This is a genomic window from Shewanella ulleungensis (genome assembly GCF_014648315.1).
Lineage (GTDB): Bacteria > Pseudomonadota > Gammaproteobacteria > Enterobacterales > Shewanellaceae > Shewanella > Shewanella ulleungensis.
Map to the genome: position 1 here is coordinate 138,765 of NZ_BMQW01000007.1, position 16,681 is coordinate 155,445.

12 protein-coding genes and 1 tRNA gene are annotated in these 16,681 nt (G+C 40.8%); 5 read left to right on the forward strand and 8 right to left on the reverse strand.

Annotated elements, in window-relative coordinates; genetic code table 11:
- Positions 1-139: 139 nt before the first annotated feature.
- Positions 140-3,766, forward strand: a complete 3,627-nt coding sequence (locus IEY40_RS14170) for a S8 family serine peptidase (protein ID WP_188957268.1) — start codon at positions 140-142, stop codon at positions 3,764-3,766.
- Positions 3,767-4,088: 322 nt separating this feature from the next.
- Here IEY40_RS14170 and IEY40_RS14175 read toward each other — a convergent pair.
- Positions 4,089-4,173 (reverse strand) — tRNA-Leu (locus tag IEY40_RS14175).
- A 351-nt stretch (positions 4,174-4,524) separates the two neighbouring features.
- Here IEY40_RS14175 and IEY40_RS14180 point away from each other — a divergent pair.
- Complete coding sequence (locus IEY40_RS14180) at positions 4,525-4,656, forward strand: DUF3149 domain-containing protein (RefSeq protein ID WP_188957269.1); 132 nt, start codon at positions 4,525-4,527, stop codon at positions 4,654-4,656.
- Positions 4,657-4,764: 108 nt separating this feature from the next.
- Here the strand turns inward: IEY40_RS14180 and IEY40_RS14185 are convergent, their stop codons facing one another.
- Together IEY40_RS14185 and tcdA are read right to left on the reverse strand one after the other, a co-directional pair.
- On the reverse strand, positions 4,765-5,376 hold the full coding sequence (locus IEY40_RS14185; protein ID WP_188957270.1) for a superinfection exclusion B family protein: 612 nt from the start codon (positions 5,374-5,376) through the stop codon (positions 4,765-4,767).
- A 385-nt stretch (positions 5,377-5,761) separates the two neighbouring features.
- Entirely contained in the window at positions 5,762-6,559 is a 798-nt protein-coding gene (gene tcdA / locus IEY40_RS14190; protein ID WP_188957271.1) for a tRNA cyclic N6-threonylcarbamoyladenosine(37) synthase TcdA, read from the reverse strand.
- Between the two features lie 524 nt (positions 6,560-7,083).
- Here tcdA and IEY40_RS14195 point away from each other — a divergent pair.
- A complete protein-coding gene (locus IEY40_RS14195; RefSeq protein ID WP_188957272.1) occupies positions 7,084-8,109 on the forward strand; it encodes a porin in 1,026 nt (341 codons plus the stop codon).
- Positions 8,110-8,241: 132 nt separating this feature from the next.
- On the opposite strand, the gene IEY40_RS14200 is transcribed toward IEY40_RS14195, so the two are convergent.
- From IEY40_RS14200 to IEY40_RS14215, 4 genes are read right to left on the reverse strand one after another with little or no spacing between them, the layout of a single operon-like run.
- On the reverse strand, positions 8,242-8,559 hold the full coding sequence (locus IEY40_RS14200; RefSeq protein ID WP_188957273.1) for a putative quinol monooxygenase: 318 nt from the start codon (positions 8,557-8,559) through the stop codon (positions 8,242-8,244).
- Positions 8,560-8,575: 16 nt separating this feature from the next.
- The gene (locus IEY40_RS14205) at positions 8,576-9,037 is read right to left on the reverse strand and encodes a GNAT family N-acetyltransferase (RefSeq protein ID WP_188957274.1); all 462 of its coding nucleotides are present in this window, start codon (positions 9,035-9,037) and stop codon (positions 8,576-8,578) included.
- A 45-nt stretch (positions 9,038-9,082) separates the two neighbouring features.
- Positions 9,083-10,699 carry a DHA2 family efflux MFS transporter permease subunit gene (locus IEY40_RS14210; RefSeq protein WP_188957275.1) on the reverse strand — a complete coding sequence of 539 codons (1,617 nt, stop codon included), beginning with the start codon at positions 10,697-10,699 and terminating at the stop codon, positions 9,083-9,085.
- Between the two features lies 1 nt (position 10,700).
- Positions 10,701-11,795: an HlyD family secretion protein gene (locus tag IEY40_RS14215; RefSeq protein ID WP_188957276.1), complete on the reverse strand. Its 1,095-nt coding sequence runs from the start codon at positions 11,793-11,795 to the stop codon at positions 10,701-10,703.
- Positions 11,796-11,891: 96 nt separating this feature from the next.
- Between IEY40_RS14215 and IEY40_RS14220 the strand changes: the two genes are divergently transcribed.
- Entirely contained in the window at positions 11,892-12,827 is a 936-nt protein-coding gene (locus tag IEY40_RS14220; protein WP_188957278.1) for a LysR family transcriptional regulator, read from the forward strand.
- A gap of 241 nt (positions 12,828-13,068) precedes the next feature.
- Positions 13,069-13,191, forward strand: coding sequence for a hypothetical protein (locus IEY40_RS20255; RefSeq protein WP_268244202.1), 123 nt, complete (start codon positions 13,069-13,071; stop codon positions 13,189-13,191).
- A 68-nt stretch (positions 13,192-13,259) separates the two neighbouring features.
- Here the strand turns inward: IEY40_RS20255 and IEY40_RS14225 are convergent, their stop codons facing one another.
- Positions 13,260-16,433: a TonB-dependent receptor gene (locus IEY40_RS14225; RefSeq protein WP_188957280.1), complete on the reverse strand. Its 3,174-nt coding sequence runs from the start codon at positions 16,431-16,433 to the stop codon at positions 13,260-13,262.
- Positions 16,434-16,681: the final 248 nt, after the last annotated feature.

Genomic DNA, 16,681 nt, shown 5'->3' on the forward strand with positions numbered 1-16,681 from the left:
TAAGTGTGCTACAAATGCTGCTGATGCATCAAAGAGTGCAGCACATAAACATTAAGCATTATCCATTACATCACTTAATAATCATCGTGTTACCGCGATACCTACTCATTGAGTGATGTCTAATAACAAGGAAGAAGTTGTGAAGACAAAACTAGCCCTAGCCATCTCGGCCGCACTTATATCTGGCGCTTGCTTTGCAGAGCCTGCTAATAAATACAACACTACTAACCAATCTCTCGATGAATATGCCGGTTTAAAAGCCACTAAATCAGAAAAGCAATCAACCGTATCGGCTTGGATGATCAAACTGAACACTCAGTCAGTTTCAGAGCAATCTCGTTTATCAAAAGTTTCATCAACACAAGCATTTGCATCAGTTCAAGAGTCTCAATCACGTGTACTAAGCGTCATTAACAGTTTAGATGCTGACATTGAAGTAGTTGGCCAAACATCAAAACTAGTTAATTCTATTTTAGTTAAAGCAGATAAAAAGCAATTATTATCACTGCTAAAAAATTCTGACGTCGCTGATATTCTGCCTATCTATGATTACGAGTTACATGTAGCTGATAGTGCTGATTATATTGGCGCAACTGCTGTAATCGAAGCGGGAATTGCCTCTGGTAAAGGTCAAAAAGTTGCCGTGTTAGACACGGGTGTTGATTACACTCATGCAGCATTAGGCGGTACAGGTGTTATTGCCGACTACCAAGCAGCTGTAGCAGCAAAAGCTGAGATGCCAAATTGGCCACAAGGAAAAGTGGCGGGCGGTTATGACTTTATCAATAATGATCCAAACCCAATTGATGTAGATACCAACCACGGTACACATGTAAGCCACTCTGTTGTTGGTGTTGCACCAGATGTAGAATTATACGTTTACTCTGTGTGTGATTCAGGTTGTCCTGGTCTTGCTCAGCTTTACGCATTAGAAGCAGCCATGGATCCAAATGGTGATGGTGATATTTCTGACCGTGTTGATACCGTCAATATGTCATTAGGTGGCGACTTTGGTGATTCTAAAGAAGGTGCGGTTCAAGAACTGATTGATGAAATGGTTGAGCTAGGTGTAAACCTTGTAATTTCAGCAGGTAACGACGGTTCAACACCATTCGTGGTGGGCGGCCCGAGTACTTCTGCGAATGCTTTATCTGTTGGCGCAATGACGCATCCAACTACCCCCATTGGAAAAATCGATGCATCTGTAGCCGGTGTTGATATAGAAGTTATTAGTGCAGGCTTTAACACAAGTAATGCATTTTCCTTTGATAACACTTCAGCGCCATTGGTTGTACCAACGACTAATTTAAATGCATGTACCCCATTTGCTGACGACGTCGATTTTACTGGCAAAACAGTGATAGTTGATCGCGGTAGCTGTGGTTTCGTAGATAAAGTGTTCAATGCTCAAGAGAATGGTGCAGCATTTGTTATTGTCGCAAATAACGTTGCAGGTGATGGTGCATTCACTATGGGCGGAACCAATACAGATATTACGATCCCATCTGTAATGATTTCTAAAGAAGATGGTGATGTAATTAAAGCTGCACTTGCTGAAGGTGATGTTGTTTTCACAATTTCATCTGTTGAAGTAACAACGGCAGGAGCTATTGCTACATTTACATCTCGTGGACCTTCAATTGCTGGAACGTTAAAACCAGAGATTACAGCTCCAGGCACTTCTATCATGACAGCGCACCCTGGTTTAGGTGATGGTTTATCTCCAATTAGCGGTACATCGTTCTCTAGCCCAATTACAGCTGGTGCAATGAGTATCGTTAAAGAAGCCTTACCAAATCGTAGTGCGCTAGAAATTAAAGCCACGATGATGAATGCGGCTAATTTAAATGTAACAGTTGAACCAACCTCGTTAAATGAAGATGCTGCATTAGCCCCAATCAGTTATATCGGTTCAGGTCTGGTTGACGTAGAAAAGTCAATCAACCTGCCTGTTGTTGCATATGATAAAGATACCATGCAAGCAGCTTTAGCATTTGGTCTTGTTTCATTAAGTGAAACAACATCAATGACAAAAACTATTTCAGTGAAGAACTTCTCTGCAGAAGAAAAAACCTACACATTAATGGCAGAGCAACGTTTTGCTGATGATATCGAATCTGGTGCGGTTAGTTTTGATATGCCTGCAAGTATCAAAATCCCTGCAGGACAAACTAAAACCTTCGACGTAACAGTAACAATTGATCCAACTAAGTTACCAGAATGGACACTTACATCTTCATACGAACTGAGCGGTGAAGCAGATGATGCTTCAGATGCATTAACATTGTCTGAATACGACGGTGCAATTAAGTTTATGGAAGGTGAAGAACAAGCTTTACATGTGGTTTATCACATTTTACCAAAAGCAGCTGCAGCAGCCTCTGTTTCAACTGAAGTTACAGCTGATGGTATTGTAAGAACATTAACAAATACTGGCGCAACGTCTATTACAGATCCATTCAGTGCTCCACTGACTGCGACTAGTCCAAAAGACATGTCTATTCGTCATGATTTGATTAGCGCATCAAGTGAGCTTTCTGGTAGTACTTCTTGTGACGAAGGGATCGCTATTTGGAATACCTTCCAAATGCGAGATCCAATGGTGCATGGTTTAGTTGCAAGTTATAACGTTGACTACGACTTAGATAACGATGGTGAATGGGATTACACTGCAACAACAGTAAACCTTCAATGGTTTAATGACGCATACCCACGTTCTTTATATGGGTTTGTTGTTCCATTTGGAACAGGCAGCGGTACCTTAGAGCCTGCATACCATGTCACAGGCAATGACTTCTTAACAACTAAAGTATGTTTTGAAGATGTTGGCCTTACCGCTTCAGATTTAGGCACATCAGTTACTGTTCGTTTCCGTGTTGAAGAAGCTGATTACGCACCAACACCTACTGGCTTAGGTGATGAAGCAGAAGGAACATTAACACTATTGGCTCCAGATGCTTATGCAGGTTTAGTCGATGCTGAAGGCGAAGCCGTTACTGAACTTAAACCAGGTGAAAGCGCAATGCTAGTTACCGAAGTAGGCAGCAACTCATTGGGTTACATGCTACTTTCTGATAATGGCTCTATGTCAGTAGTAGCAAACACTACAGATGAAGGTAACGTAGCTCCTACTGTTGAAGACCTAGTTCTTTATGTCGATAAAGGTGCTGCTGCGGGTACTGTGCTTGGTCAAGTTATTGCAACTGACCCAGACATGTTAACCAGCCCAGTATCTGAGTTCATTGTTGTCGGCTCAAACTCAAGCATGTTCGTGATCGATGCGAAAGGTAAAGTTAGCCTAAGCGACACAGCCGTTATTGACCAAACTAGCGAAACCATGGAAGCACAAGTTGTTGCTATCGATACTATGGGAAATCGTTCTGACACCGCTATGGTATCGGTAATGATTAACAACACTAAACCTACTGTTGCGCCTACAGGCATGACAAGTACTGAAGGTTTTGTTGTTACAGCTAAAGCCAATGGTAGTGATGCTGACGGTGACACACTAACGTACAACTGGGTACAAACTAGTGGTCCTTCAGTAACCTTTACTAATGGTGGCGAAAAGATCAGCTTTACTGCCCCATCAGGTAGTAGCACGATTAAGTTCTCTGTAACAGCATCTGACACTCGTTTAGAAAGTGATGCAGGAACAGCAACAATTACCGTTACTGAAAAAGAAGAGAAATCTTCTGGTGGTTCTATGGGCTGGTTAACAGCACTATTATTACCATTAGCTGCATTACGTCGTCGTAAGCACTAATCATCAGGAATCTATAATTTGGTTTACCAAATTAATCTTAAAAACCAGCTGCATTTGTAGCTGGTTTTTTTATGCTTTACGTTTACCGTTAAATATAGGGGAGACAGTGGTATAAAAAGTTATCGATTATATTAATACCGTGCATTATGGTTATGTAAGCATAAAAAATCATACTGATCTAATGCTTAAAACCCTGGCGTTAAGAGACAACTGCTGAACAAGGTTAACGGTCTGATACCTTAATGGCGAGAGTGTTAATGGAAATAACTAAATGGCAGATACAAAAAGGCCCCGTTCAATTAAGAACAGGGCTTTTAAATAATGGTACCTGAGGTCGGACTCGAACCGACACGCCGTGAAGCAGGGGATTTTGAATCCCCCATGTATACCAATTTCATCACTCAGGCAAAATCTTAGTTGCTTTATAAACTGTGCAAAATAATCTGAATAAATCACTTTGCAGAACTTACTGCTTCATAAAATACTATTCAATTGTTACTGTCACAATTGAATGTTGGCGATTATACCTTTGCTTTTGACAATGGCAAGCCCTTTAATGATTCTTTTATGTAAAAACCAACTGATTGTTCAAAAGTCATTCGTATGCCCTAATCTATTTTTTACAGTTGTTTTTGTGAGCTCTTTAGCAAAATTAACGAAATGCTAATACTGAGGATAGGAAGCTTGATCGAGATCATTATTGGTATCATTTTTTAACTTTATGATAAACATGATTTCACATTGAGAGGATAAGAATCATGGCATTTTGGTTAGATTTAATGTTTGGAAACGCAATAGGGTTACTTTCTATGATTGTAATTTTTTGCACATTCGGAATCATGTCCTATCTCATGTGGATGTTTGTTGTAAAGTCTGCTCCGGTTAAGTGAGTCTCTAAATCGGTTAAGTTATTTTACTGCTTAATGTTCAATACTTCCTTGCGAATGATACAATTAGGGGGCTTTATAGCCCCCATTTTTTATTGATATCTACGTGCTTTATGCGGCATGTTTTCTTGCTTGCACAAGACCATTAACAAAATGCGGTCTAGTTTTAATAAGATAACTCATTTCTTCTGCACTAGGTTCTCCAGCCGGTAAACGCAATACATCACGGTTTAGATAAACACGCGCCTGCATCGAAATTTTATAGTCAGCTGTCGGTCCCTGGATGGCGTAATGACGCTCATTACCTAATGTTTCTAGAATATTAGTATTAACTAGATTTTTCACTGCTAACTCATTTTGCGGCAGTGTCAAAATAGTTTGCCCTTGCAAGAAAAACTCTCGTAATAAAGCTCTTTCGGCCGGATCTAATAACTTCACCTTGGCTTCAATGGTTTCAACTGTGCGTTTCTGACGTAAGTTGACAATTGCCTCATCAACCACAAATGCAAATAATTGACTAAGAAAATAGGCGACACCTATGATTAAACCTAACCCAATAAACTGGCCATAATCACTCACAATATTTGCTAACGCCAGGCTAGCCAAAATATCTTTTGGGGCAAAAAGCAAAGCTGCACAGGTCACGACTCCCCATGCCATTACACTGACGAACACACGCTTGCCGTTCAGTAAATTCATCGAACCTATATTCATTTTCATCATAGCTTACTCGCAGTGTCAGATTTTTGAACTTAACTCAAACAAAGCAAAAATAGTGCCAAGAGAACAAAGTGTATGCGCTGACACTTAAGTGATTGATTATAAAGATACCTATCTGATTACTCACCTATATAAGTCGAAATAAGAGTGCTAAAAGAGCCAAATAACCCACGTTTTTCAATATCGATACTGTGATTTTTTAAATGCTATAGAACTGTTCAACAAAGCAGATTTCAATGAGTCATGGTATATCCGACAAAACATCTCGATATAAAAGACGGTGAATAGGGCTACTAAAGTGATGCGAACACGATGAGGGAGCGGCTAGATACACCGCAAATTAAGCTAATAGATGTACAGAGCCATTATAGGTGTGTAACCCAATGCCTTACTTGGCGGCTAATTTAGCTAAGACTCGGCTCACGGCAACAAAAGCAAAAGTCCCAGTTACCATAGTGATTGCGCCAAATCCTGAGGCGCAGTCCATGCGCATACTACCTTCTGCTGTTGCTTTGGTATTACACACACTGCCATCAGCTTGCGGATAAACTAAATGCTGCGTTGAAAAAACGGCATCAACGGCGAAGCGACGTTGAACGTTTTTACTAAAATTGTATTCTTTACGCAGTATATTGCGCACTTTGGCCAATAAGGGATCTTGGACAGTTTTAGCCAAGTCGGTGACTTGAATTAACGTCGGATCAGTTTGGCCACCAGCTCCACCTATAGTCACTAACGGGATTTTATTACGTTTACACCAAGCAATAAGGCCAGCCTTTTGCTTAACGGCATCAATACAATCAATGACATAATCAATCGTGCCGCCTTGCGATACCGGAACAAAATATTCACCTAAGTTATCTAACGTCACAAAATCTTCTACTTGATTCACTATACACTCAGGATTTATCTCGTTAATCCGCTTTGCCATCACCTCAACTTTCGACTGACCAATAGTCGACGTTAACGCATGAATTTGGCGATTGGTGTTTGTCACGCAAATATCATCTAAATCGATGAGTGTAATTTGCCCTATACCACTGCGAACTAGCGCTTCTGCGACCCATGTCCCTACTCCGCCAATCCCAACAACCACAACATGTGCTTGTGAGAAAGTCGTCAATGCCGCTTGACCGTATAAACGGCCCACGCCAGCAAAACGATGAGTATAAGATTCAGATAACATGGGTTACGCCTCAATTAACGACCAATTTCGGTGGCGATTCTAGCTGATTTCACACTAAAGCTAAATGCTTGTTGTCGATAAATGGGTAACTGACTGAGTTGCACTATTTTGATGCAGCGACTTTTTATAGCAGCCGCTCTATTTGATTAATTATCAACCTTACTAGACTAAGGTCTAGTGATCCAAGTCGTTAATATGTTCAACAATTAAATTAACATACGCTAAACTAGCTTATTACCGCTTTTATTGTTGTGCGCTAGCCTATTTATTAATAAATAGGAACATCCCAAAAGAGGTATATCTGCACAAAAATGTGACAATAATTGATAAATTATCGTCGTTGTCACAGTTTTCTGCACAAATTTTTAGGTAGGACTAGTTTATTTGATCTAGCCCACACTATGACACTGCTAAATCTGTAAAAATCTGCACCAGATTGTTACAGGATAGTATCTGCAACGACTTCACTAACTAAAACCATGAAAAATGGAATATAGAACATAACGTTCTAGGGAGCATGAAAGATGAAAAAGACCTTAATCTCTGCATCAGTAGCCTCAGTACTTACACTAGTTTCTTTCGCTACACTTGCTGAAGGCCCAAGTTTCTATGGTCGTTTAGATTTAGCTGTAACTAATTCTGATAACGGCTCAACAACGCAAAATGGTAAAGAAGGTACTGTGTTAGAGAATAACTTCTCTAACTTAGGTGTAAAAGGTAGTGAAAAAATTAGTGACGGTGTTGAAATCCTATACCAAATGGAATTTCAAGTAGAAAACACCACTCAAACTGAAGATAGCAGTGGCGATGATGTAACATTCAAATCACGTAACACTTTCCTTGGTTTAAAAACTAATGCAGGTACTGTTCTTGTAGGCCGTAATGACACGGTATTTAAACAGTCTGAAGGTGGCATCGATTTATTCGGTAACTTCAACGCTGATATCGACCGTATGGTTGCTGGTCAAGATCGTAAAGCGGACGGTATTTGGTATTACTCTCCGATGATCGGTGGTTTGCTCACATTAAATGCGACCTATTTAATGGATGATAACTACGAAGGTTCTGATGAAGACCAGTACGCATTAAGTGCAACGCTAGGTGATAAAGGCCTTAAAGCCCACAATTACTATGTAGCAGCTGCGTATAACACTATCGGTGGCATTGATGCATACCGTGGTGTTGCACAAGTTAAATTAGGTGACTTCAAAGTGGGTGGCCTATATCAAAACACTGAAAGCCAAACAACAGATCAAGAAGGTGACTCTTTCTTCGTTAACGTATCTTATGACTTAAACGGCGTAAACTTAAAAGCTGAATATGGTCAAGACGATGCTGGTTTTGGTAAGTACTACAAAAACATTAAAGATGCCACTGGCACTGATGTTGACGTAACTAATATTACAATTGGTGCTGACTACCGTATTTCTAAGTCAACGCTAGTTTATGGCCATTATGCAATGTATGAAGGCGAGCATAAAGTCGGTACAGCAACTGTTGATTTAGAAGATGATAACGTCTTCACTGTTGGCGCACGTTACGACTTTTAATCATTTTGATGCCGGCATAAGAAGCTAGGCGACATTAATGATAAAAAATGCCAGTCTCATTAGACTGGCATTTTTATATAAGTATATTTTAGTAAGCACCTATAGAAGAGTTACAACGACGGCTTAAGCGCCTTACACTATAACTTGATTGAATACTTCTACATGATGCGACTCAACAAGCTCTGGCATCACATTGTGAAAGTAGTGCTCAATTGCATCTTTAGCACAATGTTTGTCAAACGCAGCACGATCGACAAATTTTTCAACAAAAGCCACTTTACGCTCATCTTCAACACTGACATTTAATTCATAGCGAATACACCCTAACTCACGACGAGTATCAGGTACTAAGCTGGCTAATGCTGCCACTAACGCGTCACGCTTACCTTCTTTAGCTACAAACTGCGCAACGCACACTACTTGTTGAGTATTAATTGAATAATCAGACATTTATATTCCTTAACATTTATGAATAAGTGAGCAACATATCAAGATGTGGTATGCCGTCTTCAAGATACACTTCAGAATTAACAACAAAACCAAGATGTTGATAAAAATGACGTAAATAATCTTGGGCACCAATTTGTATATGATCATTTGGCCAGCGTTGTTTTGCAATGGTTATCGCACGCTGCATTAATTGATTAGCTACGCCCTGACCTCGTGCTGATTTGGCAACGACCACACGACCTATACTGGCTTGAGGGTAACTGACATTCGGCGCAAGTATACGACTGTAAGCTACAATTTCTTGCTGATTGTTAATGGCGAATAAATGCCTTGCTTGCACATCTTTGTCTTTACCATCTAATTCAGGGTAAGGACAATTTTGTTCTACAACAAACACTTCTACACGTAGTTGTAACACCCCATAGAGTTGCTCTAAAGACAACTCAGTAAAGCCAACGTCTAACCATGTTAACGACATTTTTCACCTTAATCTGTTGTACTAATTAATATAATACTAACATGATTAATGCATTTCATTAGGTTGTTCAGAGCCACTTTTTGCGGCCGGTTTTCGAATTAATAACACCGCAATGACCGCGATAAAAAGCAAACACGACATAATAAAAAATACGTCGTTATAAGCTTGAACATATGCCTGTTGCGTCATACTTTTTGCCAGTAAAGCATAGGCTTGATTACCTGCACTGACACTGTCTGAACCTGCACTTTGTAATAACAAACTAGTGTCATTAATATATTGATATGCTTGTGCACTCACGGCTGGCAATGTCTCTTTGATATGTGCTAAATGCATACGGGACAAGTTATCGCTTAACGTCGCCACCAGCGCAATACCAAAAGCGCCACCGAGATTACGCATCACGTTCAATACCGTCGATGCTGAAGCATTTTCGTGTGCATGAAGATGCATCGTCGCTAAAATACCAATCGGCACTAAAATAAACGGCTGCCCTAGCGCCCTAACAATTTGTGCAGTAATCATTTGGTCACCAGCATAATCAATCGTCATATGGCTATTCATATAATAACTGATTGAGAACAACGCAAAGCCAATGGCAGCTAAGTAACGAGGATCAAAACGCTGCATCAATTTAGGCACTAACGGTAAAACTAATAACTGCGGAAATCCCATCCACATGATCACTTCACCAATTTCAAGCGGTGTGTAGTCATGAATTTGCGACAGATATAACGGGATTAAATAAATGGCTCCAAATAATGCCATACCCAATAAAAAATACGCCACGGTCGACAGTGCAAAGTCGCGTTGTCCAAGCAGCCGAATATTCACCAAAGGTTGAGATTTGCGTAGTTGGATCCAAATAAATAAACCGATGTTAATCACTGCAATAATCGCGAGATTGCGAATAAGCTCAGAGCCAAACCAATCTTTACGATTACCTTCTTCAAGCACGACCTCTAAACAGCCCATTCCCAGCGCCATTGTGATAATACCGGAGTAATCTGCATTTTTGAGTTTGTCCCAAATAATGGGTTTACGCTCTAACCCATACGCCAGCATCACCATTACCAATATGCCCGGCGGTACATTAATATAAAAAAGATAATGCCAACTAAATTGCTCAGTTAACCAACCGCCCAGTGTTGGGCCAATAGACGGTGCAAATGTGGCTGTAACGCCAAACAACGCCATGCCCATAGCACGTTTATTGTCGGGTAAAAATTCGAGAATAAGTCGAAAAGCTAATGGAATAAGTGCGCCACCAAAAAAGCCCTGTAATGCACGAAAGGCAATCATAGACTCAAGATTCCAGGACATGGAGCACAATATCGATGCAACAATAAAGGCCGCTGTCGTCCACAGTAAATAACGCCTGGTCGATAAACCCGTGCTGAGCCAGCCGGACAACGGAATAGCGATCATTTCGGCGACCAAATACGCGGTCGCGATCCAGCTACCTTCTTCTAACGTCGCACCTAAACTGCCTTGAATCTCCTTCATTGATGCATTGGTGATTTGAATATCCAAAATCGCCATAAATGCACCAATAAGCCCACCCGCTACCGCAATCCATGAGCGATAACTACCACGTTGATACCCTGTCGGTTTATCGTTGGCCACTTGATTAACATCGACCACTGCCACTGACTGGCCCATATTAACGCCCTGCAGTTACAGCGACCGAATCATTAAATATCGCCTTAGCGGTGGCATGTACTTCAGTTACACTCTCGGTATCGACCTTAACGACTGCACTCAGTCCAGGTAAAATACGGGGTGGTGTTATCGTGGAATTCTGGTTATCAATACGGATCCGCACCGGAATACGTTGAACAATTTTAGTAAAATTACCGGTAGCATTCTCAGCAGGCAACAAGCTAAATTTAGAACCAGATGCTGGCGCTAAGCTGTCGATAAAGCCATTAAACTCTTCATCTGGATAGGCATCCAGTGTAACTTTAACCGCCTGACCAGGCTGCATATGTGCAATTTGAGTTTCTTTAAAATTAGCCGTTATCCAAACCTGAGAATCAGGCACTAAGCTAAACAATGCTTGTCCGGGTTGCACGTATTGCCCAACTAAAGCACCACGCTTACCAATAACCCCAGAAAATGGCGCGGTAATTTGAGTGTCGGTTAATTGAATATTGGCTAATTCAACACTGGCTTGAGCTTGGTCAACGTCAGCTTGAGCCTGTAATAACTGGGCATTAAACACTGACAATTCACGTTGTTTCGCCACTAATGCCGCTTGCGCTTCATCAACATGTGCCGATGCCGAATCAAAATTAGCTTGCAGTTGATCAACATCATTTTGCGAGCTGTAATTACTCACTTTCAGCTTTTGCGATCGTGCTAGCTGCTGCTTAGCAATTAATTGATCCGATTGCGATGCTACCACAGCCGCTTTAGCCTGATTAATTAGCGCTTGTTGTAAATCCACTTTAGCCGCCAGTGTCTGTAAATTAGCTTGCGAACTCGCTAACACAGCCTGACTTTGCGCAACACGCGCCACAAATTGACTGTCTTCTAATTGTGCAAGTACATCACCTTGGTTCACATGTTGATTATCGCTCACAAGCGATTGCACAATATACCCAGGTACTTTGACACTAATACTTGAAATATCTGACTCTACATAGGCGTTATCGGTCGACTCAATAAACCGCACTTGTAACCACCAATAAACGCCTGCGATAACGACCGCCAGAATAATACTTGGCACTATGATAAAACGTTTATTAATAGACATGCTGAACTCCTAATTTATTACCTTCAAGTTTACTACTGTTTCGTGTAATTTATTAGATAGCTAAAATTCAACCCACTGTTCCACAGGTGTAACAATATGGATCTCAATCGTGTTCAGATTTTCTCGCAAGTAGTAGAACAAGGCAGTTTTACTGGAGCGGCTAAAGCTTTAGGGATCACTAAAGCGACGGTCAGCCGTAAGATTGCCGAATTAGAAGCAGATGTGGGGGTTCAGCTATTATTTCGCACTACTCGAGCATTAAAACTCACTGAAGCCGGATCAAGTTATTACCATCGCATCAATAAAATTCTGCAAGATTTACAAAGTGCAGAAGACCTATTAAGCGCGAGCCAACAAGACATTAAAGGCAATTTAAAAATCATCAGCCCTATCGAATTAGGACAATTATTTCTTGGGCGTATTTTCGCGCGTTTTCTTGCCGCTTACCCCAACATCACAATCGATGCAGAGCTAACTAACCGTAAAGTGGATGTAATTGAAGAAGGAGTGGATTTTTTATTCCAAATAACAGAGATACATGATCCTAAATTACAAAGTTATTCACTGGTTATTGCGAGTAGGCAACTGATGGCTAGCCCCGACTATCTTAAACGTCATGGCACGCCAAAAGTTCCACAAGATTTAATGAATCACACCGCGATAAAATTGCAATCGGCACACATCAATGGTGGCTGGCGCATCTTCGATGGCAGTCAGTGGCTCGACTTAGATCCGCCCGCTCAGCTTAAAGTAAATAATGTCACATTTGCACGAGAAGCCGCCATCGAAGGGCTTGGAATCACTGCTGTACCAGTGATCATCGCACAAGATGCAATAACCAATCAGCAACTCACCCCGATTTTAGAAGCCTTTCCAATGGCACAAACTAAAGTAACATTAAGCTTTCCTCAACGGGTATATATGCCGCGTAAATATATTGTTTTTATGGAGTTTCTTTATGCTGCGCTTATTGAAAATTGGGGCGATAATGTACTAGAAATCCCCGACTTTATTCATATGGAGTCACACTAGAATTGACTGACTGACACTTATATCTTTATGCTTTTGTAATCTAGGTCTAGCGCTAAATAATCTATCGATGTTATAGATATTTTTAGTCAACTTGGTGCTAGTATCGATTTAAGCTTTTAGCCAACAGGATACTTATCTCAACGCTATATTCGCATTACTTATACTTGATATTGTGATTCATATATTGTTTAAAACTTTTACAGAGTGATCAAAGCCCTGCGCCATACACGGAGTAAATAACATGAGCAAAGAACGTAATAATTCAAAAGAGTCAAAAAAACAACCGTTGCTATCTTTAAAAGAAAAGCGAGCAGCAAAAGAAGCGAAAAAAGCACCAAGTTCTTCAGTCATCAAAGGCAAATAGCCTAGCCTGATGTGAGATAAAAAAATACCGAGCCATGAGCTCGGTATTTTTTTAGGCCTATAAACGCATTAGAATTTATACTTAACACCCACTTTTAACTGCCAAGCAGATTTATTGATGTCATAACTGTTTTGATTATCTGTTTCGATACCATCTTGACCGTAAGGGACAGAGTAAGTGTAAACTCCTGTGTCTGCATTATATGCATGGTCCACTAACGTTGAAGTGCCATAACTTTGATATTCAACTACGCCCCAATCATCATTCACAAGATTAAGTACGTTTTTAATATCAAAATACAAGATACCTTTATGCTCATCGCTAAAGCCAGGCAACTCTTGAGTAAAGCGGAAATCAAGCTGGTGTATCCAAGGTTGATTATCTGTTCCTTTAGGTGCTATCCCACCGGCATATTTACCCAGCCCAATTTCGTCAACAGCAGCTTTAAAGGCTTCATAAGTTAACCCATCAGCATACTCAACATTGGCATCATCTGCCCCCGTAGGAATATAAGGTAAGTAATATGAGGCATTAGCAAAGCTTGATTGATCACCTAAGTTACCGTCTCTGTATGAACCCAGTACCCATGTCATTGGGTTACCTTCACGCGCTTCGTAGAATAAATTAAAGCTAGAGTTATATCCTGCAACAAACTCTACGTCATAACCTAAGCTAAACGTAAAACGATGTGGGGTCTCATAATAGCCCGTCCCCATTGTGGTAGCGTTTCGGTCATATTGCACTGGTGTATATTGGTAATTTGAAGTTGCTGTTGATGACGAACCTTGGTTACCTTCTTTGACTGAGTTATAGGCATAACCTGCACGCATACTCAGGCCCATATCCCAATTTTTAGCTAACGACAAACTAAAGGTTTTACTTGAACCATCCTTGTCTGCATTGGTTAGCATAATGTCGTAACGTTCAGTGTTTCCGCCAGCGCCGTCATTTGCAAGTGGATCCCATGTTTCATAAACAACACGACCTGTATCATCGGTAGCCACCTGACGACGAGCTAAATCAACCCAAGCAAGGTCATTTTCTTTTTTAACATATAAAAACTCAGCACCAACAAACCAGTCATCACCTAATGCACCCAAGTCCCAGGTACTGTCAAATCCAACGCTAGCGCGCCAATCTGAAGGTAGTTCAAAGTCAGGATCAATTGCATTCACATTGCCGTCGCCACCCACTAAGCCATCTTGTGCTTGTGATGGTACATTGGCAAAGTCAGGAGTTCCCCATGCCGCGTTCCAGCCATCGTTGTAACTTAATAAGCTGTTACCATCATTTGAGAAACTGTTAGAAACCCATACCGTTGGTGAGCCACCGGTATAACGTCCAACACCGCCATGTAAGCTGATATCTTCGGTCAGTTTGTAGTTAACTCCAACACGCGGTAACCAAATATCTTGGCCATCTAACGTTTCATTATTAGCAAAACCGTAACGTTCAACAAAATTTTGGTTCAGGGCTGGAGAATCTGACATACTAATTGTTTCATAACGCATGCCGTAAGTCAGCGTTAGATCAGGTGTGATTGCCCAGGCATCTTCAGCAAATAATGCCAAAGTATCCATATTAAAGGCTGCCCCCACATCGTCAGGATTACCAGACATCGCATTAGAGTAGAAGAACTGGTCTACTGCACCATTTTCAAAGTCTTCAATAGTATTAAATGACCAATTTCCCGTCACGTTTTGGGCAAATAAGTTAAATACTTCAACATTGTTGTACTGGGCACCAAAGCCAATTTCATGATCTCCAAGGTAATAATCACCCACAAAGCGCAGTTCAAGATTTTGGTTGTTTAACTCATTGGCTTGACGAGACTTATCTGTTCCAAATACCACATAATCACTAGCACGATCATAGGTTTGTACCGACACCATGCCTATGCCTAAGTCATCAATGGTTTTTGATTTTGTAGTGGTATCTTTATAAGCTACTTTGATTTCAGTACTAAAATCATCAGTCCAATCGCTATATAAGTTAGCAGCGTAGGTTTCTAATGTTTCTTCTTTATCGTACCAAGTGCTTGATAGCTTTAACGATGATGAGCTCGAGCTCATGTTATTAGTTAAGTTACCTACCGTCGATTGATACGTAAAACTCGCGCGATGTTGCTCGTTAATGTTCCAATCAATCTTCGCTAAGATTTTTTCATCTTTTTCTTGTGGCGTTGTGGTGTAACCACCAATGCTATCTAAGCCATAAACTGTCTGCGCAATTTGTTCAACTTGAGCTAACTCGTCAGCTGTAATATCAGAATCATTAGCATACCCAGCGCCTGCAGGGCCCCACTCAGCAGACTGAGGAGCATCAAAGTTTTCGTATGAACCAAAGAAAAACAACTTATCTTCAATTAACGGAAAGCCAACCGTACCGCCAAAGGTAGTCTCTTCAAAATCTTGCTCAATCTTCTCACCCGTGTCTTGATTTTTACCGTCGCCGGCCATGCTGTCGTTAGTCGTTTCCCAAAAAACGGAACCAGATAAATCATTAGTACCCGACTTAGTTACAGCATTAATTTGTGCCCCCGTAAAACCGCCGTTTCTGGCAGTATAAGGTGACACATTTAACGCAACGCTCTCAACTGCATCGATAGAGATGGGTGAACGCTGAGTTGGATAACCATTAGAGTTAAGACCAAAATCATCGTTTTGAGATATGCCGTCAACCACAAAAGTATTATAACGTGGGTTCATACCCGCCACGCTCATCGACACACCATCGGTGCCCACAACTGCCATGGGATTTTGACGTAATACATCTTTTAAATCGCGGCTAATACCTGGAGCATTGGCAATGTCTTGTTCGCCAAAGTCGCTGTTACTACCCGCTGAACGGTAATAACCTGCACTACCAACAACACCAATACGCTCCATAGCTGAAGCGTCTTCTAAGGTACGGTTAAAACGGAACGTTTCACCTAACAGTAGATACACATCTTCTTCGACAGTGTCAGCAAACTGATCTGAATCAACTTTAATAATATATGGACCACCAACACGTAATCCACGGGCAGAAAATTGGCCGTTAGCAGTAACAGGTACTTCGGTTATCGTTCCTGTTGGTTGGTGAATAATGGTAATTTTTGCATCAGAAACAGCATTTCCTGCTGGACCCGTAATTTGACCACGAATATCTGATGCGGTGTCAGCTGCAGATGCGGGTAATGCGACCCCCATTGCAAAACACGTCGCTAGCGCTAAGCGGCTCATTTTGTGACTAAATAACATATCAAACCCCTGAATATTTCTTATATTTTAATGTTTTGCCCGTTTAATTGGGCTTAGTATTTAAATACAGTAAAAACTGCAGGAGCGAATGTTAGGCGGATTTTGTTTCAATTTAATGTCAAAAAACAAACAATAAACAACAAATATACAACGATAAATATACATAAAAATGTCATATCGCTACTGTATATTCGCGATTCAATTGCAACATGATTGTTGCCGCCTTCAAATAAAAAATAGATTGGATT